This is a genomic window from Cryobacterium sp. 10I5, assembly GCF_035019865.1.
Taxonomy (GTDB): Bacteria; Actinomycetota; Actinomycetes; order Actinomycetales; family Microbacteriaceae; genus Cryobacterium; species Cryobacterium breve_A.
Genome location: NZ_JASJVI010000006.1, coordinates 59,021 through 80,194 on the forward strand (window position 1 = coordinate 59,021; position 21,174 = coordinate 80,194).

25 protein-coding genes and 1 pseudogene are annotated in these 21,174 nt (G+C 66.1%); 5 read left to right on the forward strand and 21 right to left on the reverse strand.

Features of this window, described 5'->3' with window-relative positions:
* Window positions 1-78 precede the first annotated feature (78 nt).
* On the forward strand, window positions 79-921 hold the full coding sequence (locus QN350_RS03720; RefSeq protein WP_322139493.1) for a Cof-type HAD-IIB family hydrolase: 843 nt from the start codon (window positions 79-81) through the stop codon (window positions 919-921).
* Window positions 922-1,005: 84 nt separating this feature from the next.
* Here QN350_RS03720 and QN350_RS03725 read toward each other — a convergent pair whose 3' ends face one another.
* Window positions 1,006-2,376: an NAD-dependent succinate-semialdehyde dehydrogenase gene (locus tag QN350_RS03725; RefSeq protein ID WP_322139492.1), complete on the reverse strand. Its 1,371-nt coding sequence runs from the start codon at window positions 2,374-2,376 to the stop codon at window positions 1,006-1,008.
* A 124-nt stretch (window positions 2,377-2,500) separates the two neighbouring features.
* Here QN350_RS03725 and QN350_RS03730 point away from each other — a divergent pair, with 124 nt between their 5' ends.
* Both QN350_RS03730 and QN350_RS03735 read left to right on the forward strand, forming a co-directional pair.
* A complete protein-coding gene (locus tag QN350_RS03730; protein ID WP_322139491.1) occupies window positions 2,501-3,322 on the forward strand; it encodes an alpha/beta hydrolase in 822 nt (273 codons plus the stop codon).
* Between the two features lie 51 nt (window positions 3,323-3,373).
* Window positions 3,374-3,844: a GNAT family N-acetyltransferase gene (locus QN350_RS03735; protein ID WP_322139490.1), complete on the forward strand. Its 471-nt coding sequence runs from the start codon at window positions 3,374-3,376 to the stop codon at window positions 3,842-3,844.
* 9 nt (window positions 3,845-3,853) lie between these two features.
* Here the strand turns inward: QN350_RS03735 and QN350_RS03740 are convergent, their stop codons facing one another.
* From QN350_RS03740 to QN350_RS03780, 9 genes are all read right to left on the reverse strand, one after another.
* The gene (locus QN350_RS03740; protein WP_323515802.1) at window positions 3,854-4,819 is read right to left on the reverse strand and encodes a pseudouridine synthase; all 966 of its coding nucleotides are present in this window, start codon (window positions 4,817-4,819) and stop codon (window positions 3,854-3,856) included.
* A 146-nt stretch (window positions 4,820-4,965) separates the two neighbouring features.
* The gene (locus QN350_RS03745) at window positions 4,966-5,799 is read right to left on the reverse strand and encodes an SCO1664 family protein (protein ID WP_322139488.1); all 834 of its coding nucleotides are present in this window, start codon (window positions 5,797-5,799) and stop codon (window positions 4,966-4,968) included.
* Window positions 5,799-6,371 (reverse strand): DUF3090 domain-containing protein, encoded by a 573-nt coding sequence (locus tag QN350_RS03750; RefSeq protein ID WP_281534556.1) that lies wholly within the window; start codon window positions 6,369-6,371, stop codon window positions 5,799-5,801. Before QN350_RS03750 ends, QN350_RS03745 begins: the two co-directional genes overlap by 1 nt.
* Window positions 6,372-6,380: 9 nt before the next feature.
* Window positions 6,381-7,088, reverse strand: coding sequence for a histidine phosphatase family protein (locus QN350_RS03755; RefSeq protein WP_322139487.1), 708 nt, complete (start codon window positions 7,086-7,088; stop codon window positions 6,381-6,383).
* Window positions 7,089-7,151: 63 nt separating this feature from the next.
* Window positions 7,152-7,598 (reverse strand): GNAT family N-acetyltransferase, encoded by a 447-nt coding sequence (locus tag QN350_RS03760; protein ID WP_322139486.1) that lies wholly within the window; start codon window positions 7,596-7,598, stop codon window positions 7,152-7,154.
* 64 nt (window positions 7,599-7,662) lie between these two features.
* Window positions 7,663-8,181: an O-acetyl-ADP-ribose deacetylase gene (locus QN350_RS03765; protein WP_322139485.1), complete on the reverse strand. Its 519-nt coding sequence runs from the start codon at window positions 8,179-8,181 to the stop codon at window positions 7,663-7,665.
* Window positions 8,182-8,237: 56 nt separating this feature from the next.
* Window positions 8,238-9,218 carry an SRPBCC family protein gene (locus QN350_RS03770; protein WP_323515805.1) on the reverse strand — a complete coding sequence of 327 codons (981 nt, stop codon included), beginning with the start codon at window positions 9,216-9,218 and terminating at the stop codon, window positions 8,238-8,240.
* Window positions 9,219-9,232: 14 nt separating this feature from the next.
* Complete coding sequence (locus tag QN350_RS03775; RefSeq protein WP_416347717.1) at window positions 9,233-9,556, reverse strand: ArsR/SmtB family transcription factor; 324 nt, start codon at window positions 9,554-9,556, stop codon at window positions 9,233-9,235.
* A gap of 101 nt (window positions 9,557-9,657) precedes the next feature.
* Window positions 9,658-10,050: a VOC family protein gene (locus QN350_RS03780; protein ID WP_322139482.1), complete on the reverse strand. Its 393-nt coding sequence runs from the start codon at window positions 10,048-10,050 to the stop codon at window positions 9,658-9,660.
* A gap of 301 nt (window positions 10,051-10,351) precedes the next feature.
* Here QN350_RS03780 and QN350_RS03785 point away from each other — a divergent pair, with 301 nt between their 5' ends.
* Window positions 10,352-10,630, forward strand: coding sequence for an alpha/beta fold hydrolase (locus QN350_RS03785; RefSeq protein WP_322139481.1), 279 nt, complete (start codon window positions 10,352-10,354; stop codon window positions 10,628-10,630).
* 207 nt (window positions 10,631-10,837) lie between these two features.
* Here QN350_RS03785 and QN350_RS03790 read toward each other — a convergent pair whose 3' ends face one another.
* On the reverse strand, window positions 10,838-10,996 hold the full coding sequence (locus QN350_RS03790; RefSeq protein ID WP_166787437.1) for a hypothetical protein: 159 nt from the start codon (window positions 10,994-10,996) through the stop codon (window positions 10,838-10,840).
* A 206-nt stretch (window positions 10,997-11,202) separates the two neighbouring features.
* Here QN350_RS03790 and QN350_RS03795 point away from each other — a divergent pair, with 206 nt between their 5' ends.
* Window positions 11,203-11,685, forward strand: coding sequence for a cupin domain-containing protein (locus QN350_RS03795; protein WP_281534548.1), 483 nt, complete (start codon window positions 11,203-11,205; stop codon window positions 11,683-11,685).
* 30 nt (window positions 11,686-11,715) lie between these two features.
* Here QN350_RS03795 and QN350_RS03800 read toward each other — a convergent pair whose 3' ends face one another.
* From QN350_RS03800 to QN350_RS03845, 10 genes and pseudogenes are all read right to left on the reverse strand, one after another.
* Entirely contained in the window at window positions 11,716-12,657 is a 942-nt protein-coding gene (locus tag QN350_RS03800; protein WP_322139480.1) for a patatin-like phospholipase family protein, read from the reverse strand.
* Window positions 12,658-12,879: 222 nt separating this feature from the next.
* Window positions 12,880-13,023, reverse strand: a pseudogene (locus QN350_RS03805) (macro domain-containing protein); the annotation flags it as partial.
* Window positions 13,024-13,081: 58 nt separating this feature from the next.
* On the reverse strand, window positions 13,082-14,551 hold the full coding sequence (locus QN350_RS03810) for an MFS transporter (RefSeq protein WP_322139479.1): 1,470 nt from the start codon (window positions 14,549-14,551) through the stop codon (window positions 13,082-13,084).
* Between the two features lie 164 nt (window positions 14,552-14,715).
* Window positions 14,716-15,117 (reverse strand): cupin domain-containing protein, encoded by a 402-nt coding sequence (locus tag QN350_RS03815; protein WP_322139478.1) that lies wholly within the window; start codon window positions 15,115-15,117, stop codon window positions 14,716-14,718.
* A 53-nt stretch (window positions 15,118-15,170) separates the two neighbouring features.
* The gene (locus QN350_RS03820; protein WP_322139477.1) at window positions 15,171-16,217 is read right to left on the reverse strand and encodes a zinc-binding dehydrogenase; all 1,047 of its coding nucleotides are present in this window, start codon (window positions 16,215-16,217) and stop codon (window positions 15,171-15,173) included.
* Window positions 16,218-16,389: 172 nt separating this feature from the next.
* A complete protein-coding gene (locus tag QN350_RS03825) occupies window positions 16,390-16,755 on the reverse strand; it encodes a DUF2255 family protein (protein WP_322139476.1) in 366 nt (121 codons plus the stop codon).
* A 37-nt stretch (window positions 16,756-16,792) separates the two neighbouring features.
* Window positions 16,793-17,548 carry a carboxymuconolactone decarboxylase family protein gene (locus QN350_RS03830; protein ID WP_322139475.1) on the reverse strand — a complete coding sequence of 252 codons (756 nt, stop codon included), beginning with the start codon at window positions 17,546-17,548 and terminating at the stop codon, window positions 16,793-16,795.
* 91 nt (window positions 17,549-17,639) lie between these two features.
* A complete protein-coding gene (locus QN350_RS03835) occupies window positions 17,640-19,211 on the reverse strand; it encodes a glycoside hydrolase family 32 protein (protein ID WP_322139474.1) in 1,572 nt (523 codons plus the stop codon).
* Window positions 19,208-20,023 (reverse strand): carbohydrate ABC transporter permease, encoded by an 816-nt coding sequence (locus QN350_RS03840; protein WP_281536218.1) that lies wholly within the window; start codon window positions 20,021-20,023, stop codon window positions 19,208-19,210. Before QN350_RS03840 ends, QN350_RS03835 begins: the two co-directional genes overlap by 4 nt.
* Before the next feature lie 121 nt (window positions 20,024-20,144).
* The gene (locus QN350_RS03845) at window positions 20,145-21,155 is read right to left on the reverse strand and encodes a sugar ABC transporter permease (protein ID WP_322139473.1); all 1,011 of its coding nucleotides are present in this window, start codon (window positions 21,153-21,155) and stop codon (window positions 20,145-20,147) included.
* Window positions 21,156-21,174: the final 19 nt, after the last annotated feature.

Below are 21,174 nucleotides of genomic sequence, written 5' to 3' on the forward strand. Positions count from 1 at the left end.
GCGCCGGAACAGGGGTGCACGGGGCCGGCCCGCTGTCGACGGTCCCCGTACCCCGCGCCGTCCTCGATAATGGAGAGGGTGACTCACCTCCAGGACCCCGCCGACATCCGCCTGATCGTCTCCGACATGGACGGCACTCTCCTCGATGATTCCGGTCGGGTGCCCGACGACTTCTGGCCGGTGCTCGAGGCGCTGCTCCGCGCCGGAGTGATGTTCTCCCCCGCAAGCGGACGCCAGTACCAGACCCTGCGGGGGACGTTCGGCGAGCGCGAGGGCCTCGTGTTCATCGCGGAGAACGGCACGAACGTCGTGCGCGACGGCTCGAGCATCGCGCTGGAACCCGTCGTGGTGTCCGTCATCCCCGCCATCGTCGAGTGGGTGCGCACGGCAGCCGCCACCGGCTCTGACGTGGGCATCGTCGTGTGCGGGGTTCGGACGGCGTATATCGAGCGCACTGACGCCGAGTTCTTCGCCAAGGTCAAGCCGTACTACGAGGCCCTGGCGGTCGTCGATGATGTGCTCGCCGCGTCCTCTGATGACACGGTGGTGAAACTGGCCATCTACGACTTCGCCTCAGCGGAGGACCGGACCGGACCGGCCCTGCGCGGCCTCGGTCTCGAGGCCGACGTCGTCGTCTCGGGCGAACACTGGGTCGACGTGATGCGTCCAGGGGTCAACAAGGGGCGGGCGCTGATGCGCCTCCAGCACGAACTCGGTATCAGCAAGGAGCAGACCATGGCCTTCGGCGACTACCTCAACGACGCCGAAATGCTCGACGCCGCCGGAGAGTCATACGCGATGGCCAACGCGCACCCGAGCATCCGTGCCCGCGCCCGACACCTCGCCCCGTCGAACGACGACGATGGCGTCGTCACGAGCATTCTGGCAGCGTTCCCCGGTCTGTTGCAGGGCGCTCGTTGAGGTGACTGCCTGACTGGATGACTGGATGACTGGCTGACGCGGTGTCGGCCGGGTCCGATCGGGACCCGGCCGAGGCGCGAGCGACTACTTCAGGATGCGGATGAGCTTGCGGTTGGCGAACTCAGCGATGCCGAAGCGTCCCATCTCACGTCCGAAGCCGGAGCGCTTCACGCCGCCGAAGGGCAGTTCCGGGCTGTCGAGGAGCGAGCCGTTGATGAACACCATGCCGGCCTCGATCTGGTCGGCGACACGCAGTGCCTGATCAGGGTCGGTCGTGAAGAGGTACGAGCCCAGGCCGTACGGGATGTCGTTGGCGACCTGCACCGCCTCGTTCTCGTCCTGCACGCGGTAGATCGATGCGACCGGGCCGAAGAACTCTTCGCGGTAGGCATCACTGTCCGGGGAGACCCCGGTCAACACGGTCGGAGAGAAGAACGCACCGGTGCGGATGCCGCGGGCCACGACGGTTGCACCCTGGGCCTCGGCGCGTCCGAGCTGCTCCTCGAGGTTCTCTGCCGCCCCGAGGGAAGAGAGCGGTCCGAGAGTCGTTTCCGACGAGGTCGGGTCGGCGGGGACATTGCCGGTCATCTTCGCGGTGAAGCTCTCCACGAACGCGTCGAAGAGTCCGTCGATGACGATGAAGCGCTTGGCGGCGTTGCAGGACTGGCCCGAGTTATCCAGGCGGGCGGCGACGGCGGCGTCGACGGCCTCCTCGAGGTCGTCCGTGCTGAGCAGGATGAACGGGTCCGATCCGCCCAGTTCGAGCACGACCTTCTTCAGGTTGCGGCCGGCGACCTCGGCCACGGCCGCCCCGGCACCCTCTGACCCGGTCAGGGACACACCGTGCACCCGGGGGTCGGCGATGATGTCGGAGATCTGGGCGTTGGACGCGTAAAGGTTCCGGTATGCGCCCGCGGGGAACCCTGCATCCGCGAAGATCTCTTCGATGGCGGCGGCGGATTCGGGGCACTGCGAGGCGTGCTTGAGCAGGATGGTGTTGCCGAGCACCAGGTTCGGGCCGGCGAACCGGGCGACCTGGTAGTAGGGGAAGTTCCACGGCATGATGCCGAGGAGCACCCCGAGGGACGCGCTGCGCATGAACGCCGAGCCCTCGCCGCCGAGCAGTTCGATCGGTTCGTCGGCGAGGAACGCCTCACCGTGGGTCGCGTAGTAGGAGTAGATGTCGGCGGAGAAGTCGACCTCGCCGAGCGCCTGCTCGACGGGCTTACCCATTTCGCGCACGATGAGCTCGGCCAGGTGCTCGCGACGCTCGGTGTGCAGGTCGGCGACGCGCTGCATGAGTGCCGCCCGCTCGGCGACGGATGTGCGGCGCGAGAACTCGGTGTGGGCGCGGTCCGCCGCGGCGATCGCTTCCGCAACCTCGTCGTCGGTCGCCAGCGCGAAGCTGGGGCCGCTCGTCCCCGTTGCGGGGTTGGTGACAACGTACTTGTTCATGAATTTCTCCCTGGGTGTCCTCGTTAACGCCGAACGCACTCGCAGCATACCTGCCCGGGCGGGACGAACGAGGCCGGGCTATCCTGTCATTTTCATTCCGACGATTCCTTGAAGGAGATCCCCCGTGCCGTACTTCACCACATCCGACGGAACCGAGATCTACTACACCGACCAGGGCACCGGCAAGCCGGTCATCCTCAGCCACGGCTGGCCTCTCTCGTCCGACGCCTGGCAGGTCGAGGTGAGATTGCTCGCCGACAGCGGCTACCGTGCCATCGCACACGACCGTCGTGGGCACGGTCGCTCAGCGAAGACGTATTCCGGAAACGATATGGACACGTATGCCCGCGACCTCGCCGAACTCGTCGAGTCGCTCGACCTGAACGACCTCGCCGTGATCGGTCACTCCACCGGCGGCGGCGAAGTGGTGCGCTATGCGGCGCAGCACGGGGCCGGCCGGGTGACCAAGGTGATCACCGCCGGGGCGGTGCCGCCGCTCATGCTGCAGACCGAGAACAACCCGGACGGTCTTCCGATCGAGGTGTTCGACGGCATCCGTGCGGGTGTCCTGAACGATTCTTCCCAGTTCTACATCGATCTCACGGAAGCGTTCTTCGGAGCGAACCGGCCCGGGAGCGACGTCTCGGAGGGCGCCAAGCGCGAATTCTGGCGCCAGGGCATGCTGGTGAACCTCGCAGCGGCCTACGACTGCGTCAAGGCGTTCTCGGAGACCGACTTCACCGCCGACCTCACGGCGCTCGAGGTGCCGATCTTCATCGCGCACGGAGACGACGACCAGATCGTTCCCATCAAGGATGCGGCGTTGAAATCGATCGAGCTCGTCGAGCACGGCACTCTCAAGGTGTATCCGGGGGCGCCGCACGGCATCTCCGGCGCCTACCAGGCAGCGCTCGACCAGGACATCCTCGCCTTCCTCGCGACCTAGACCCAGCGCAAACGGTGTGGGTGGGCACCTGGCGAGAGTTAGGCTCGGCACGTGCCCGTCACCCTGGAACCCCTGTCCCCCAAACGACTTCCGAAATGGCTTCGCCGCAGCGCGGAGGAGTACGCGTCAGACCTGATCAGCATGGGCCGCTCCCCCGCCGATGCTCATCGCCTGGCGACGCGGAGTCTCGGCACCTCCTTTCCCGGCGGACAACCGGCATCCGGTCAGTACGTGTTCGACGTGCACGACGGCCCGGGGCGCCCGGTCGGCTACCTCTGGATCGGCCGCGCCCAGGGTGAGGGCGAGTCGGACTGGTGGGTCTGGGACATCTCGATCAACGAGGACGAACGCGGCAAGGGCCTCGGCCGAGAGACCATGCTGCTCGCGGAACAGTTCGCGAAGTCCCACGGCGCCCGCACCCTCGGCCTGAGCGTCTTCGGCTTCAACACGGTGGCCCGACGGCTCTACGAGACGATGGACTACGAGACGACGTCGATCAAGATGAAGAAGACCCTCGGCTGACTCGCCCGCTCACTCCGAGGCGGCTGTCTCCGAGGCGGCCGTCTCCGAGGCGCCCGTCTCCGGGAGAAGCGGCAGGGTGTGCACGCTGTCGAAGTGGCGCGGATGCCCGTCAATCGGGTCGGTGAAGCTCACCGCGCTCGCCAGGAGCTGCAGCGGCCGGGAGAAGTCGTCGATGGCGACATCCCGGACCACGGGGTACACCGGGTCGTCGATGATCGGGATTCCGAGGCCCAGCATGTGCATGCGCAGCTGGTGGGTGCGTCCCGTGCTTGGCGTCAGCCGGTAGACGGCCGCACTGCCGAGCGAGGTCTCCAGCTCGATCAGCGACTCGGCATTGACCGGGGCGTCGGGCACGACCTCGGCCTGCCACTGCCCGCGGCGAGTGCTGAGATGGTTGCGGACGGTCACGGGGAGCTCAAGCTCCGGTCGGGCCGGGGCCAAGGCGCGGTAGGTCTTGGCGACCTCGCCGCGCTGGAACATCGACTGGTACGCCCCGCGCCAGCGCCGTTCGGTCGCGAGCACCAGGACCCCGGAGGTCACTCGGTCGAGCCGGTACAGAGGCGAGAGCTCGGGCAGCCCCAGCTCGGCGCGCAGACGCACCACGACGCTCTGTACGACGTGCCGGCCGCGCGGAATCGTGGAGAGGAACGCGGGTTTGTCGATCACGACGAGCCGTTCGTCGCGGTGGATCACGTGAATGGTCCCCGGTACCACCGCCTCCGCGGCGAGATCACGATGAAACCAGACGAAGGTGTGCGGCCGGTAGGGGTCGCTGCTCACGACGGGCGTGCCCGTTTCGTAGGCGAAGCGCTCCCCGACCAGGAACCCGGTCACGTCGACGAACTCGGCCAAGCGTTCGGCCAGCCAGGCGCCCATGGTCGACCACGGCTGCGGCCGGGATGGGTCGCGCTCCGGGGTGCAGACCCAGGCGGCGTCGAGACCGTGACGTTGCGGCAGGGGCGAACGCGGGGGCATCCCCTGATCGTACGCGGCGAGGTCCACGGTCAGCCGCAGCGGACCATCCCAACCAATTCGACGGAGATTTTGCCCGGAAAGCGCTTAGATCGCGCTCTCACGCGCAAGAAACCGAAAAACTCCGTCGAATTGGTGAGGGCCGGGCGTCAGAACAGTGGCCACGGGACGGCGGGCATCTGGCCGCGCGGTGCGGGGAACCGGCCGACGGACCGCAACCGGTCACAGCGGTCGACCAGGGCTGCGATCTCGGCGGCGGTGAGCAGCTCAGCGAGAGTGTCGCCGAGCGCACCGGCAAGGCCGGAGCTCACGCGTTCGATCCCGTCGAGCTCGTCAGTGGTGAGCTCATCGCCCAGCCAGCCCCACAACACGGTGCGCAGCTTGTGCTCGACATGGAACGTGAGCCCGTGGTCCACTCCGTGCCGGTGGCCGCCCGGCATGGCGAGAATGTGGTTTCCCTTGCGGTCGGCATTGTTCACGACGATGTCGAAAACGGCCATCCGGCGCAGAGCGACTGAGTCTTCGTGGATGAGCGTGACCGCCCGGTCCTGCTCGTCTCGGCCGTCGAAGACCCGGCGCCAGCCCTCGCCCGGCCCGACTTCCCAGGGCACCAGGTCGACGGCGTCCTGCTCGGGATCCGCGTCCTGCCACAACTGCACCATCCCCGGGCCCATTGGACCGTCACGCAGCCAGGTCCGGGGCACGACGTTCCACCCGAAGGCCTCAGAGACGCGGTATGCCGCAACCTCCCGGTTTGCGAGGGTCCCGTCGGGAAAGTCCCAGAGCGGATGCTCGCCGGCGACGGGCTTGTAGACCACCGGGACACCGCCGATGCCGCCGAGGAACGTCGCGTTCGACGCCGTCGTGATCCGGCCCCTAAGCTCGAGCTCACCGTGCTCGAGGCCACCGTGCTTGAGCCCATCGCGCTCAAGTTCATCGCGCTCAAGCCCACTTGGGTCGAGCTCGCCGGAGCCCGGCGTCATCAGGCCTCGTCGCGCAGCACGCAGTCGTGCCCGTCCGGGTCGATGGGGTCACCACAGAGCGGGCAGAGGGGGCGCCCGGCGCCGACGACTTCGTGGGTGCGCTTTGCGAAGGCCCTGGCCGTGCCGACCGGAATCCGCAACAGCAACATCTGTTCGGGGTCGACCGTTGCAGCATCGACGACGGCGAGGGGGTCGTCTCCGAGGTCCTCCTCGTCGACCACCACGATCGGGAATGCCTCGATCACGATCTGTACGGTCGAGGGGTCCCAGCCGAGCGTCATGGTGCCGGTGCGGAAGTCCTCCTCGACGGGTTGCTCGAGCGGTTCGTTGTCGACGAGCTCCACCGGCGTCGTCATGGGGACGCTGAACGGGTTGCCCTCTGTGGACATCAACTGGTCGAGGATCTCGTCGATGCTGTCGGCGAGGAGCGCGGACTGCTGCTTCTCCAGGGCGATGCTGACGATCTGAGTTCCACTCCGCACCTGCAGATAGAACGTGCGCGACCCTGGTTGGCCGACTGTACCGACGACGACCCGGTCCGGCCAGTCGAACTCATGCAGGATTGTAGGCATGGGGATATTTTAGGCTCCGGATTCCCGTGGCCGCTGAGTGCCGGCCCCACCGCCGATCGGCGCATCGGACACCGGACCGGCCGCCGCAAGCCAGGACAGGTCGCCGGCGTCGGTGTTGATCGCGTGGACACTCGGACGCTGGGGCCCGTAGCGCACGATCGAGACGGATGCCGGTCCGACGTTGATCCGCTGGAACAGGTCCAGGTGCATCCCGAGTGCGTCGGCGAGCACGGACTTGATGATGTCACCGTGGCTCACCGCGACCCACACCGCGCCCGGACCATGCTCGGCCTCGAAGATCGCATCGTGGCGGCGGATGGCCGCGACCGACCGCGCCTGCATGGCGGCCATCGATTCGCCGCCCGGAAAGATGACCGCGGAGGGGTGCGCCTGCACCACCGGCCAGAGGGGCTCTAGAGCGAGGTCCATCAGGGTGCGGCCCTGCCAGTCGCCGTAGTCGCACTCGGTGATGTCCTCGTCCACGGGAGTCGCGGGCGTGCCGACCTGGAGGCCGAGGATCAGCTGGGAGGTCTCGCGGCAACGCTGCAGCGGGCTCGAGACCACGCCGACCAGCGGCACGACGGCGAGCCGCTCCCCAGCGACTATGGCCTGAGCGCGCCCAAGCGTGTCGAGGCCGACCCCGAGAGATCGACCAGCCAGGAGTCCGCCGGCATTCGCGGTGGTGCGGCCGTGCCGCACGAGGATGACTGTGGCCATGCGTACAGCCTAGGGAGTCGGCGGCCCGCGTCGGCAACCCCACCGAGGTCGGCGTGCCGGGATCTACACGACGAGCGTCATGAGAATCGACGGCCCGAATCGCGTTTCACCGGCACCGACGGTGGTGAACCCGCACGCCTGGTAGAACGCTTCGGCGTGCGGGTTCCCGACGACATGGAGTGCCGATGAGCCGGCTGTCGCCGTGTAGGTCGCCGCATATTCGACAAGTTTCCTTCCCACGCCCGACCGCCAGACCGTGGGTTCGACGAACAGGCCGTCGAGTTCCCAGTCTCCGTCCGCGCGGGGAAAGACTGGGGCGAACCCAATGGCCTGGTCGTTGTCCACCGCGGCGAAAACCCACCCGTTGGTGAATTGCTCGAGGGGAATGTTCACCGCATCCGGGTGGGCGAGGATGTCATCCCTGTCCCCCGGATTGGCCAGCGAGGCCCGCATCTGCAACGCTTCAAGCGCTCCGACCTCACCCGGGAGCGCGACCCTGATCTCGATCACGCCAGTGATACTAGTCGGGCGAGGCCAGTATGAGGTGCCGTCTGGCTTTCGGCCTGTCGCTGTCTCATCTCAGCCGGGACAGGGCCGACCGGAACGCGTCGATCGCGTGAGCGTTGAACAGTACGAACGTCACGACATCCACGGCCGTCGAGCTCGCTGCCACCGTCTCGATGGCGATACGCGCCGCATCCTCCATCGGCCAGCCGTAGACGCCGGCGCTCACCGCGGGACAGGTCACGCGGCGGGCACCGAGTTCATCGGCGACCCGCAGCGACTCGACGTAACAGGAGGCGAGCAGGTCTGCTTGGTCGAGGGTCTTCGCCCAGATCGGTCCGACGGTGTGGATGACCCACCGGGCGGGGAGGAGCCCCGCCGTGGTCGCAACGGCGGCACCGGTCGGCAGCCCGTCCGGCAGTGTCGTGGAACGCAACCGGCGACATTCCGCGAGGATGGTCGGGCCGCCGGCCCGGTGGATCGCTCCGTCCACTCCCCCGCCCCCGAGCAGCGTGTGGTTCGCGGCATTGACGATCGCGTCCGCGGGCAGCGCCGTGATGTCGCCTCGGACCAGCTCGATGAGTGCCATGATCCGACGTTACCAACCTCGTGCACGGGAGACGCACGAGGCTGATGCGGCCGGAGCTACGCCAGCGTCGGCTGCAACAGCCCCTCGAGACGCTTGTAGCTGGTCTCCATTCCGCCGGTCATGCCGGTGGCAAGCACCGCGTCGCGTTGCTCTGCATTGGCGTAGGTGATGACGAGGGAGAGCAGGGTTCCGCCCTCGACCTCCGTGAGGGTCAGCTCGTTGAGCGTTGCCGGGAAGTCCATCCCGATCATCGCCTCGGTCGTGACCGCACGGTGCGGTTCGACGGACTCGAGGAGCTCGCCGGTGAAACCGAATCGCTCCTCGCCGCCGTCCTGCTGCCACTCGTAGCGGTAGCTGTCGCCGACGGCTGTCGCGATCTCACAGACGGGCATCGACCAACCGTCCGGTCCGAGAAGCCACCGCTTCATGAGGGCGGCATCGTTGTGGGCCCGCCACACCTGGTCGACGGTGCCGCGGATCACCCGTGCCACCCGCACCTGGGTGTCGCTGAGGATCTGCGCCTCCGCCAGGTGGTCGGCGGCGAAGGACGCCAGGTCGGCCAGCACCTGGTCGATCTGGGCCATCGCCTGGCGGGTACCTTCGAGCATTCCCATCTCGATGAGCTGCTGCATCTGTTCGAGGGAGTCGAAGTACGAGGTCGTCTTCAGGCGGCTGCCACCGGTCGTCTCCTCGAAAGCGAAGTCCACTCGGGTGGTGGGGAGGTCGGGGTTCGGCACTCCCGCCGCATCCGAGAAGCGGTCAAGCACTTCAAACGAGTGGGGAGCGTCGGTGGAGGTCCAGTCCCAGCAGCCGTAGTGCGTATCGCCCTCCGGTCCGGTCATCGCATACACACTGCGTCCCCCGGTCAGAGCGTCGTGCCGGTAGAACGTGGCCGGATAAGTCGGCGGGCCCCAGAACCGTTCGATCTGGCGCGGATCCGTGTACGCATCCCAGAGTCGGCGGAGCGGCACCGGGAAGTCGGCGACAATCGTGATCGTGAGCTGGTCGAGGTCTTTCTCGACGGAGGTGACGGGCATGATGATCCTTTCGGTCAGGTGTCAGGTGAATCCAGAGAGCCTTCAGCGAGCAGGCTGTCAAGACGCTCTATGCGCGAACGCCAGAGCTCTTCGAAGTGGTCGAGCAGGCGCTGGGCCTGGCGGATGCGAACAAGGCTTCCCCGCACCATCCGCTCACGGCCACGCGCTGCCTTCGTCACGAGATGGGCCTCCTCCAGCACGGCAATGTGTTTCTGCACGGCCGCGAAGGACATCTCGTAAGAGTCCGCCAACTGCGACACCGAGATGTCAGTGACCAGCGTGCGGCGCACGATATCCCGCCTCGTCGCGTCTGCGAGGGCGCGGAAGAGGCGGTTCACGTCCTGTTCGGAAAGCTCTAATACAACCATTTGATTGTATGTTACCCACGGGACACGAGTCGTGCAACCAATCTTGTGAAGTCACAACCGATCTTGTGAAGTCACCACGCGCTTCCGGGCTCGTAGGTACCGAAACTCCACTCGTTTCCCTCTGGATCAAGGACCCGCGCTCGCCGGGTTCCCCATTCGGTGGCCTCCGGCGCGAAGACGGACATTGCACCGGCCGTCAGAGCCCTGTCGAAATAGGCGTCCACGTCGTCGACGAACAGGTAGAGGCCGCGACCGGTGGAAAGTCCGATGAGTGGCGATATCGAATACGCGGCATCATTGCTGGAGATCATCAGCACCACGTCGCCGAGACGGACCTCGGAATGGACGACCTGGCCCGCCTCGCCGTCCTGCCGACTGACAATTGTGAAGCCCAGGTCGGAGAACCAGCGGAGGGCTCCCGGCGCATCCGCATAGCTGAGGTACGCATACAGTCTCGGATTCATGCCGGCAGAATACCCTCTCACCGGCATCCGGTGTCGGCCGCCCAGGCGGTCTCACCCAGGCCAGGCTCTGACCTTGACGCGTTTCGGAACGGCTCACTATGGTGTTGGCGTGGAGTACCGGATCGGTGATGCCCTCATCCACTACGTCGCGCATGGCGAGGGCGTGCCGCTGGTTGCGCTCCATGGCGCAGGTGTGGATCATCGCTAGATCGAGGCCGCGGTCGAAGACGCTCTCCGAATCGGCGAGGGTGCCGCCTCGCAAAGGTGGGGACTTCGTCGGATCTATCCCGATCTCCCGGGTATGGGATTCTCCACGGCCGTCGGACTGACCGGAAACGCCGATGTGGTGACTGCGCTGTGCTCCTTCCTCGACCACCTGGACGCCGGCCCCGCGCTGCTGCTGGGCCATTCCTATGGCGCCTATCTGGCTCGCGGGGTGGCCGCCCGGCGACCTGATGCGGTGCGCGGCCTGGCTCTCGTCTGCCCGGGCAGACGCTCGTTGACGAGGACGCACTGGGACGGCTTTTCGCCCGATGGCCCCTTGAGCTCGACGCGCACGTCTTCGCGGCGCCGACGCTGATCCTCGCGGGACGGCGTGACTCGATCGTCGGTCATGCCGATGCGACCGCACTACTCACGTCCTACCCTCACGCGACGCTGGCCGTCGTGGATGCCGCCGGTCACGCCCTCATGCACGAGCGCCCGGCCCTGTTCTCGGCGCTCCTCGACGATTGGTTCGTTCGAGACTCAGCTGAGCCGGGAAGGTGAGCCGGGCCGGTCTACGGAATCAGCGGTTACTTCCCCTCACTGCGCGAAGGACCCACCCGATGATTGCGATGATCAGGAGGACAGCACCAACCCAGAGCAGGAACTGAAGTGCTTGAACGAAACCACCCACAACCAGCAAGACGACCGCGATGATGGCGACGATGACGAAGAGATTCATTTGTTGCTCCCTTGACGTGCGAGAAAAACGGAGCTGCCAGGGTCTGGGGCAACCAGCGACGTGTGTATGAGTGATTCGGTACACGATGCCATGATCCAGCCTACTCACGGGCATCGACGTCGCAGGGACCCTGGGCGGTAGCCGACCAGGGCCGATTGAACGAGACTGGAGGTAAGCCCCCGACCCGAGAAGAAGGTACCTCCACCATGACTCGCAGCGACATTGGCCCCAACCCCGACTCTTTCGACCTGGAAACCGCCACCACCGAGAACACGAACTATCGAACCGTGGCCTGGAGTGGAAAGTATTTGCAGGTCACCCTGATGTGCATCCCTGCCGGAGAATCCATCGGACTAGAAATGCACCCCGACACCGACCAGTTCCTGCGCCTCGATGCGGGCGCCGGGAGGGCACAGATGGGGCCGGAGAAAGACAACCTCGATTTCGAGCAGGACGTTTCCGACGGGTGGTGCATCCTCGTCCCCGCGGGCACCTGGCACAACGTCACCAATATCGGTGACGGACCCATGAACCTCTACGTCATCTACGCACCGGTCCACCACGCCGCCGGGAATATCCACAAAACGGCCGCCGACGCCGCTGCCGACGAAGAAGCCGGAACGGACACTCCGCCCGCCTGGACACAGCAACCCGCCTCGTCCCGCCCCGACGAGGAAGCGAGCTCCTAGTCGCTCTCCTGAGCTCTGGGGCGGCGTCGTTCAGCGCCAGAACTCAGTAAGCCTCTCCGCACGGACACGGCCTTGGTCATATCCGGCTCGGGCAGCAGACGGGCGCAACGAGACATCCATCGCGCTGGCGCCGAACAAGTGGTCGGCGCTGCTCTCGGGGAAGATCGTTTCCACCCGGCTGCCGCCGGCGCGCAGCGCGTCGACCTGGCTTGCGAGATGCTGGCCCCACTCCACGGGTGTCAGTGCCCGGCCGCCGAACGGTGACAACACCAGGACCCGCTCGTACCCGGCGGCCAAATCGGCGTTCTCGGCGTTGGACCGGTACCCACCGTCGATGTACCGGCCGCCGTCGACACCGTAGGCGAAGCCACTGGCGCAGCTCGCGGCCACGGCGTCCACAAGATCGACCCCGCTGTGCCGGTCGAACACCACCGGGGCACCGGTGTCGGCATTGACCGCGGTGATGAACACTCTCCGTGCGGGCCAGTGCTGGCTGGGCAGGCGAGATGCGACGGTGGCACGCCACCGCGATTGCGTCGACGGGTCGGACGTTGCGGCGAGGTCGAGCGCAACGGCACCCGTTCTGCGCCGCATGTCAGCCGCATCCTCGGCGGCGGCGATGATTCGGCGGCGACCCTCCAGATGATCGGTGACTGGACCACCCTGGGCGCGACGTCCGCCCGAACCGGCCGGTCCCGCGCTGCGCGGCGCCAGGGCGACCAGAACGTCAGCCAGCAGATCGGCCGGGCTTGCGCCCGTGAGCTGAGCCGCAGCGGTCGCTCCGGCCGAGGTCCCGATGATCAGATCCGCGTCGGTCACGTCGAGACCGGCGTCATACAGACCGGCGATGACCCCGATCAGCCACGCGTTTCCGGTCGATCCGCCGCCACCGAGGACCAGGGCGGTGCGGGAGGGGTGTCGGGAAACGTCATTCGATGGCGTCGCCGCGTTGTGCACATGGTGTTGATTCATAGTCGTAGCTTTCTGAGAGTGCGTGAAGCGCTCCCCGCGACGGCTACGTCAGTCGCGCGATCGTGAACTCGAAAGGAGCGCCCGGAGTGGACAGTGTGTGCATCGGGTTCACCTCCTCAGATCGTGTCACGTACAGGGAAATTATAGCTGGCGGCGGGCGCTCGTACCATCCGAGTCTCAGCCCAGCCGGGCCAGGGCCAGCCGGAACGCGTCGATCGCGTGAGCACTGAAAATCGCCGGACCGCCTGCCCGGTGGATCGCTCCGTCCACTCCCCCGCCACCGAGCAGCGTGTGGTTCGCGGCGTTGACGATGGCGTCCGTCGCGATCACGGTGATGTCTCCCCGGGCCAGCTCTATGAGTGCCATGATTCGACGTTACCAATTTCCGGCGCAGCGCCCTTTGTTCTTCTCACCCAGCGAGGCGCTACTCAATGCCGGCGTGTGCGGTGAGACCAGCACCGTCCGGGGACAGCCGGCGTCGGCGCGGTTCTGCGGGCAGGATCACGAGGATCGCGACCACCAGGGCGAGAATGAGCAGGCCGCTGGCTCCGACAAGCGCAGAATTGACGCGCGCGACCACGGCGGCCGCTTCCGAGGTCGACGCGGTTGCACTCACGCCCACGGCGACGAGGAGCGCGAGCCCGACGGAGCTGCCGAGCTGATGCGCCGTGTTCAATAGGCCCGACGCGGCACCGGCGTCCTCGCCGGTGACACCCGAGATCCCGTAACCAGTCAGCGGCGCAAACGTCAGGCCCTGTCCGAGACCGATCAGCAGCATGGGCAGGCCCACGCCGAGAGCGTAGTTGGTGTCGATGGTGACCTGGCTCAGCCAGGCCATACCGAGCGCGGTGACGAGCAAACCGAGGGTGAGCATCAGAATCGTCGGCATCCGGCGGCTGAGCCTCGTGACCGACATGGCCACGACGAAGTTGACGACCGTCATCGGAAGGAATCCCAGGCCCGCTTCGAGCGGGTTCCAGCCGAGTGCGTCCTGCAGAAACTGGGTTATGAAGAAGAAGAACCCCATCATGGCGCCCAGATACAGGAAGCGGATGGCGTAAGCACCGGAACGATGCCGGCTCGCGAACAGGCGCAGGGGCATCACTGGTTGCTCCGCCCGAGCCTCGTTCACGATGAGGAGGACCAGGAGCAACACGCCGACGGCGAGGCTCGCGATCGTCACCGGTGAGCCCCAACCGACCTCGGACGAGGTGATGATGCCGAAGATGATCGCACCGATGCCGACGGTGGAGGAGATGGCACCGATGACGTCGAATGTGCCGCGGCGCCGCGGCTGTTCGATCAGGTACCGGGAGGCGAGGACGATCATGACGGCGCCGATGGGGATATTGATGAAGAAGCCGGCTCGCCAGGAGACGAGGTCGGCGAGAACTCCTCCGATGACCATCCCCACGCTCGCCCCGATTCCTGCGGTGGCTGAGTAGAGAGCGACCGCCCGATTGCGTTCATGGCCGGCGGGGAACGTGGCGGTGAGCAAGGACAATGACGCGGGAGCGACGATGGCGGCGCCGACTCCCTGGAGGGCGCGGGCGGCGATCATCCACTCGCCGGTGGAGGCGGCCCCGACGAGGAGGGAAGCGATGCTGAAGATGACGAGGCCGATGATGAACACGCGGCGGCGGCCGAGGATGTCTCCGGCTCTCGCTCCCAGAAGGAGAAGTCCGCCGAAGGTGAGTGTGTAGGCGTCCTGGACCCAGGCGAGACCAGACGCGCTGAAGCCCATGGCCCGCTGGATGGAGGGCAGTCCCGTGAAAATGATCGAATTGTCGAGCAGGATCATGAAGTAGCTGATCAGAATGATGGCGAGAATCGCCGTGCGGTGCGGCGTCGGGCCGCTCGTGTTCACGGCGGAGTCGGTTGTTGTTGTGGTCACGATTTCAGTCAATCGTGAGCCTCAACGTTGTGGCAGTGGCCATCGTTCCGGGTATTGGCAGTACCTGTCACGACGCGACGGCGGATGGAGACCCCGTGAAACACGGAAACGCTCCCGAGAATCCTCAGGAGCGTTTCCTTTCTAGATGGGAAAGCCCGGCCGGCTCACCTGCCGCGGTACTCGTCCTCGGTCACGTGCTCGAGCCAGACGGTCGTGTTCGCGGGGTCATCGCCGGACTCGAGCATCGCGATGTGCTCCATGAAGTTGCCCTCGGCTGCGGCGTGGAAATGCTCCTCGCCGGGAGCCGCGTATACCGTCTCACCGGGGTGGACCTCGATGATGCTGCCGTCGCGTCCGCCGAAACGGGCGACTCCCTGGGTGACACGGAGGTACTGGCCCCGGGCGTGGGAGTGCCAGGCGGTGCGGGCGCCCGGGGCGAATCGTACGATGGCGACCGTCATTCTCTGGTCATCCGTGTGGGGCGTGGCGACGAAGTCGACCCAGACATCGCCGGCGAACTGCGCGGCCGAATTCTTGAGGGTGGGCTTAATCGGTTCGATCTGCATTGGTTCTCCTTGATTGTTGTGCCCGGTTCGGCAGCCTGCTTCTGAGCGGATTCCTACGGCGTGACGAGGACCTTGAGCGCCGTGCGGTCGTTCATGGCCTGGTAACCCGAGGCGACATCGTCCAGACGCACGGTGCGGTCGAAGACCTTGCCCGGGTTGATGGTTCCGGCGAGGACCTGGGGCAGTGCGGCGTCCAGATAGGCGCGTACGGGAGCAGGGCCACCGGTGAGAGTGGCGTTCTTGCCGAACAGCGAGCCGAACCCGATCGGGGCGTCCTCGTACTGCGGCACCCCGACCCGGGAGATCACGCCGCCGGGGCGGACGATGCCGTAAGCCTGCTCATAGGCGGGCAGGTGTCCGACGGCCTCGATGACGATGTGCGAACCTTCTCCACCGGTCAGTTCCATCACCCGGGCGATGCCCTCGGCACCACGCTCGGCGACCACATCCGTGGCCCCGAACTCGACACCGAGGTTGGTGCGCACTTCGTGGCGGCCCATCAGGATGATGCGCTCGGCGCCCAGCTGCTTGGACGCGAGCACGGCCGAGAGCCCGACCGCGCCGTCGCCGATCACCGTGACGGTTTTGCCGGCCTGGACCTTGCCCATGTGGGCGGCGTGATAGCCGGTGAGGTAGACATCGGACAGGGTGAGGAGCGAGGCAAGCAGCGATTCATCGACACCGGCCAGCCCGCCGGGGATGACGACGAGCGACCCATTTGCCTGCGGGATGCGCGCGAGCTCGGCCTGCAGGCCGGCCGCGGCCGGGGTGCCGTACCAGCCACCGTGGACGCACGATGTCTGGAAGCCCTCCCGGCAGAAGACGCAGGTGTTGTCCTGGAAGGCGAAGGGGACGATGACGAAGTCGCCCTTGGCGACATTCGTCACCGCGGAGCCGATCTCCTCTACGATGCCGATGAGCTCGTGACCCATCGAGAGGCCCTGCCCGGAGGCGGGCAGCGAGTGGTAGGGGTGCAGGTCCGAACCGCAGACGCAGGCCAGGACCGTGCGCACGATGGCGTCGGTCGGCTGCTGGATGACGGGGTCGGGGACGGTCTCGACGCGGACGTCGCCGGCGCCGTACATGAATGTTGCCTTCATAGAAGTCTCTCCCAAATCAGTGGTGACACAGGGTGGACCTTCTTCCGTGCACAGACTCAGACGCGGCGACCAGCCCACGTCTTCGTGCGTCCTTCAAGTAGACATCGCTCCGGGAGCGTGAGGGAGACCCTGTCAGAACCCGTCTTGTCAGTACCCCTCACGTCATCGTGCCCTACCGCGGGTTGACCCGGAGGGTAGTGCTGGCGGCGAGGTCGGACGTGATCGCGCGTACGGCGCTGCCGCTGCCGTACTTGGCGCGATAGGCCGCGTCGATCTCGGGGTCGTGATCGCTACTGCGCTCGAAGGTGACGTCCTTGCTCACGCCTCCCGATTCGACGCGGCCCTGCCCGAGCACCTGCGTCCCGCGGAACCAGGCCGCGTCGGGGCCGTTGACCGAGCGGATTAAGATGTCGTCGCCGACCCGCACCTGCCAGATCGTCACGAGCTTCCGCAGGGTTCCGTCGGCGCGCAGTCCGGCCACGCGTAGTTCCCCGGCGTTTCCGATGCGGTCCAGCTCCGTCGCCGTCCAGTCACTCACAGTTCGTTCCTTTCCTCTGAGGCACCGGCCCGAGTGTTCACGGTTGTGTCACTTCGTTGACGATGCGCAGCCCGTTGAGGGTGCGCGGGTAGCCGATGTAGGGCAGCAGCTTCGTCAGCACGTCGACAAGGATCGCCCGGGTATTGCCGCCCGCGACGTTCGCCGCGACGTGCCCGCCGACCTGCGGCTCGCATCCGCCGAGGGAGACGAGCATCGCGAAGGTGAGCAGCTCGCGCAGCGGCGCATCAAGGCCGGTGCGCGTGTAATGGTCGCCGAAGCAGTTCTCGGAGAGGAAGCGCTGGATGTGCAGCTGGTCGGCGGGCGCGCTGGCGTACATCGCGTCGATCCGGTCGGCCCCGATGATCTCCTTCTGAATGGCGAGGCCCTTCTCGGCGCGGGTGTCCCGGGTCGTCGTCGACTGCCCGGGGAGCGGGAGCTCGACGCCGCGTTCGACGAGGATCTCGTTGGTGGCGTGGAGGAAGTCGAAGACCTTCGCCATCCCCACGTAGGGCACCGCGTGGTAGACGACCTCCTTGGCCTCGACCGGCGTGACGCCGGCTCCGAGCGCCGCCCCGAGCATGACGCGGTACTCCCCCAGCGCCTGCGACGCGATCATCGAGCCCAGTTGCAGAATGAGACGCGTCCGGGTGTCCAGGGTCGACTCGGCCAGCACATCGCCGAAGGCGAAGTTGTCGAAGTACTCGATGAGTTCGGGATCGGTCTGCTTCAGGGTCGACACGTGACCGGGAAAGAGCGCGTCGTGGTTCTTCTGTGCCTCTTCGCTGATGGCCATGGTGCTCACGCCTCCGGGATCACGAAGCGGTTCTCGTCGATCCGGCGGGTGTCGGGTTCAGCGACTCCATTGTTGAGGGTGAACGAAGTTGTCATGCTTCGAGGCTACGTGCGGTCTCCCTATCGAGGGAGGCTCGCTCAGTACCTGCCTCCCCGAGGTTGTGGACGCTGAGGGACTCGATGGTGCCCGTTCCCTTTCGTGCATACAGGGAGACTTCCCGACTGGCCGAGTGCGGGAAGATCTGGTCCGTGATGGTGACGCGGCCGTCGTGCGCGAAGACTTCCACGGAGGATCGGTCGACGTAGATCCGCAGTGTGATCTTTCCCTCGATGAGCTCCACGGGAGCGGTTTCCGTCGACGGGAATGACGGGTGGAAGCCGACGTCGCCCGAATGTTTCCGATTCACCACCAGACAGCCGGTCCGGGCGTCGTACCCGATGGACGTCCCCTCGTCTGCGCCACCACGGACGATCATCCCGATCTCGTCGGCGGTTCCGGGTGTGATGGTCACGTCGATACGGAGGATGGCGCCCCAGGCCGGTTCCGGGAGCAGGAGAGTTCCGTGTCCGATGCTCTGGTCGATCATCGTGAAGGGTGCCGGGCCCTCCTGGCGGATGTCGATGGCCGACTGGATCAGGCGCGGTTCACCAGCGATGGTGCGCAGTCCTACCTCGCGGGGCAGCGACATTGAACTCTTCCACGGACTGGTGGGGATATCGTTCCCGTAGTCCCAATTGTTCATCCAGGCGATCATGATGCGCTTGCCGTGGGGCACCCCGCTGAAGGACACCGCGGCGTAGTAGTCACGCCCCCAGTCGAGCCAGTTGTACCGGCGCAGTCTGCTGCTCTCATCCTCGGCGCCCTCAGGCACGGTCGTCTCGGAGGCGAAGGTGGTCCCGTCGAAGCTGCCGACGAAATACTGACCGCCGGATCCACCGGCGACTCCGCCCGGGTTGAGGTTCACGATGAGGACCCATTTGATGTTCGCAGGGTCGCCGTCGACAGGGAGCGGGAACAGGTCCGGGCATTCCCAGACCCCGGCGACCGCATTCGCCGGCCCGAAGGTACTGAGATACGTCCAGGCCGTGAGATCGGTCGAACGGTACAGGACGACCTTGTGTTGCTGGGCCTCGACGGCGACCATCACCCAGTAGCTTTCCGTCGGCCCGGAGTAGCGGAAGACCTTGGGATCACGGAAGTCGGACGAGTGCCGGTTCAGCACCGGGTTGCCACGGTGCTTCGTCCAGGTCCGGCCGTCGTCGAGGCTGAACGCGAGCGACTGCGCCTGGAGCCCGGAGAACGTCGACTGGTCGGTAAAGGCACTCGTGTAGATGGCGACGAGCGGAGGCGTCAGGGTCGTCCCGAAGCCGCTGGTGTTGTCGAGGTCGGCGACGATGCTTCCGGAGAAGATGTCCTCGTTCGCGTCTCCGGCGATCGCGACCGGTTGTTCCGTCCAGGTGGCCAGGTCCGGAGACGACGCATGTCCCCAGGACATGTTCCCCCAGACATTGCCGTGCGGGTTGTACTGGTAGAAGAGATGGTACAGGCCCTTGTAATAGACGAGTCCGTTCGGGTCGTTGAGCCAATTCCGGTCGGCTGTGTAGTGGAAGGCTGGCCGGAATTCCTCGCGGTGGAGCGGGGCGACCTGGGCTTCGGCGCTCATCCCTTCACGCCGCTCGACGCGATGCTGCTGATGAAGGAGCGCTGGAAGGCGATGAACAGCGCGACAACCGGCAGTGTGATCAGGGAGGCGTAGGCCATGACCTCGCCCCACGACACGTTGAGCTGGAAGAAGTACTGTACGCCGACCATGACCGGCCTGAGTTCCTCGGTCTGCACGACCATGAGGGGCCACAAGTAGGAGTTCCAGGCCGGCAGGAATGTCAGGATCGCGACCGTGGCGATTGCCGGGCCGGAGAGCGGCATGATGATCTTGCGATAGATCCGGAACCAGCCTGCGCCGTCCATCCTGGCCGCCTCGTCGAGTTCCCGAGGGATCGACTCGAAGTACTGGTGGAACAGGTAGATCGAGAACGCGTTGGCGATGAACGGGATGATCTGCACCTGGTAGGTGTCGAGCCACCCCTTGCTGAAGCTCAGGTTGAAGCCGTCGACCACGAACGAGGGCAGCTGGTTCACCCACCAGACCAGGGGCAGGGCGAGGGTTTCGAACGGGATGATGAGTGTCGCGATGATCAGGGTGAGGATGATTCCCTTGCCGCGCACCCGCATCCGGGACAGCGCGAACGCGGCGAGGCTGTTCACCAGCACGCCGAGCCCCACCGTGATCACAGAGACACCGATCGAGTTGACCAGAAAGCGTGCGGCCGGTACCCGGTCGAAGACGGCGGCGTAGTTGTCCATCGAAATGTTGCCGACGGGCAGGAAGGCCGCAACCCCGGAGAGATCGCCGAAGATCTGCTGGTCGGGTTTGAGCGAAGAGACGAACATGAAGAGGATCGGGAAGGAGAACATCACAGCGAGTGCGACCTTTCCGATCAGGCCGGGCAGCCCGATCCTCGACAGTCGGGATCGAGGGGTACGCGATGCCGTGGGCGGCACGAACGCGGGTGCATTCTGGACGTCGATAGCCATGTCAGGCCTTCTCTCTGGTGAGGAAGCGTTGCACGGCCGCGATGACGAGCACGATCGCGAAGAACACGAGCGAGATGGCGGACGCGTATGACGTTTCCTGTTGTTCGTACCCGGCCCGGACGGCTTCGTAGACGACGGTCGTCGTCGAGTCGAGCGGACCGCCCTGGGTCATTACGCTGACCTGGGTGAAGAGGCTCAGCGCTCCGATGGTGATGGTGACCAGCACGAGGCTGCGTGTGGCGCGCAGTCCCGGCCAGGTGATGTAGCGGAAGCGTTGCCAGCGGGAGACCCCGTCGATGTCGGCCGCTTCGTAGAGCTCGCCGGAGATGGTCTGCAGCCCGGAAAGCCAGATGATCATGTGGAAGCCCACGCCCTGCCAGACGGACATCAGGATGATCGCGGGCATCGACGTCGCCGGGTTGTTCAGCCAGTCGGGCCCGGTCACCTGCCCGAAGGTGATGTTCGAGATCAGGACGTTGATCAAACCGTCCTGGCGGTACATGAACATCCAGAGCAGCGACACGACCACCATCGACGTCACGACCGGCAGGAAGTACACGGTGCGGAAGAAGGCCGTGCCCCGGGTCTGGGTGTTGAGCAGGATCGCCATCACGAGAGCAAGTCCCGCCTGGAGCGGCACCACGACGAGGGCGAAATAGCCGACATTCAACAGCGCCCGGTAGAACGTGTCGTCGCCGAGCAGTCGGGTGAAGTTGTCGAGTCCGACAAAGGACGCCGGGTACGGCGAAATGAGCCGGGCATTAGTGAAGGCGAGGCCGAACGCGAGCACGGCCGGCACGGCGATGAACAGCAGGAGCAGGAGCACGGCCGGTGCGAGCATGGCGAAGCCGGAACGTTCCTCCCGGCGTTGCGATATCGTGCGGGGCCGTCGCTGGTACTTCGGGGCGACGGATGTCGCCGCGGCACGGCGGGCTGCGACCCGGGTGCTGGCGGGCGCGGCCGTGGCCGCACCGGGGGTGAGCGCCGCTGTGGGCGCGTGGGTTGACGTCATGACTTCCTCCCGTTGCTGG

What these genes read in the sequence shown, in the direction of transcription:
- QN350_RS03725 (WP_322139492.1), bottom strand. Translation starts at nt 2,376, where the DNA reads ATGAACAAGTACGTTGTCACCAACCCCGCAACGGGGACGAGCGGCCCC.
- QN350_RS03740 (WP_323515802.1), bottom strand. Translation starts at nt 4,819, where the DNA reads ATGCCCCCGCGTTCGCCCCTGCCGCAACGTCACGGTCTCGACGCCGCC.
- QN350_RS03745 (WP_322139488.1), bottom strand. Translation starts at nt 5,799, where the DNA reads ATGACGCCGGGCTCCGGCGAGCTCGACCCAAGTGGGCTTGAGCGCGAT.
- QN350_RS03750 (WP_281534556.1), bottom strand. Translation starts at nt 6,371, where the DNA reads ATGCCTACAATCCTGCATGAGTTCGACTGGCCGGACCGGGTCGTCGTC.
- QN350_RS03755 (WP_322139487.1), bottom strand. Translation starts at nt 7,088, where the DNA reads ATGGCCACAGTCATCCTCGTGCGGCACGGCCGCACCACCGCGAATGCC.
- QN350_RS03765 (WP_322139485.1), bottom strand. Translation starts at nt 8,181, where the DNA reads ATGGCACTCATCGAGCTGGTCCGAGGCGACATCACGGCGCTGCCCGCG.
- QN350_RS03770 (WP_323515805.1), bottom strand. Translation starts at nt 9,218, where the DNA reads ATGCCCGTCACCTCCGTCGAGAAAGACCTCGACCAGCTCACGATCACG.
- QN350_RS03780 (WP_322139482.1), bottom strand. Translation starts at nt 10,050, where the DNA reads ATGAATCCGAGACTGTATGCGTACCTCAGCTATGCGGATGCGCCGGGA.
- QN350_RS03785 (WP_322139481.1), top strand. Translation starts at nt 10,352, where the DNA reads ATGGGATTCTCCACGGCCGTCGGACTGACCGGAAACGCCGATGTGGTG.
- QN350_RS03790 (WP_166787437.1), bottom strand. Translation starts at nt 10,996, where the DNA reads ATGAATCTCTTCGTCATCGTCGCCATCATCGCGGTCGTCTTGCTGGTT.
- QN350_RS03795 (WP_281534548.1), top strand. Translation starts at nt 11,203, where the DNA reads ATGACTCGCAGCGACATTGGCCCCAACCCCGACTCTTTCGACCTGGAA.
- QN350_RS03800 (WP_322139480.1), bottom strand. Translation starts at nt 12,657, where the DNA reads ATGAATCAACACCATGTGCACAACGCGGCGACGCCATCGAATGACGTT.
- QN350_RS03815 (WP_322139478.1), bottom strand. Translation starts at nt 15,117, where the DNA reads ATGCAGATCGAACCGATTAAGCCCACCCTCAAGAATTCGGCCGCGCAG.
- QN350_RS03820 (WP_322139477.1), bottom strand. Translation starts at nt 16,217, where the DNA reads ATGAAGGCAACATTCATGTACGGCGCCGGCGACGTCCGCGTCGAGACC.
- QN350_RS03830 (WP_322139475.1), bottom strand. Translation starts at nt 17,548, where the DNA reads ATGGCCATCAGCGAAGAGGCACAGAAGAACCACGACGCGCTCTTTCCC.
- QN350_RS03835 (WP_322139474.1), bottom strand. Translation starts at nt 19,211, where the DNA reads ATGAGCGCCGAAGCCCAGGTCGCCCCGCTCCACCGCGAGGAATTCCGG.
- QN350_RS03840 (WP_281536218.1), bottom strand. Translation starts at nt 20,023, where the DNA reads ATGTTCTCCTTCCCGATCCTCTTCATGTTCGTCTCTTCGCTCAAACCC.
- QN350_RS03845 (WP_322139473.1), bottom strand. Translation starts at nt 21,155, where the DNA reads ATGACGTCAACCCACGCGCCCACAGCGGCGCTCACCCCCGGTGCGGCC.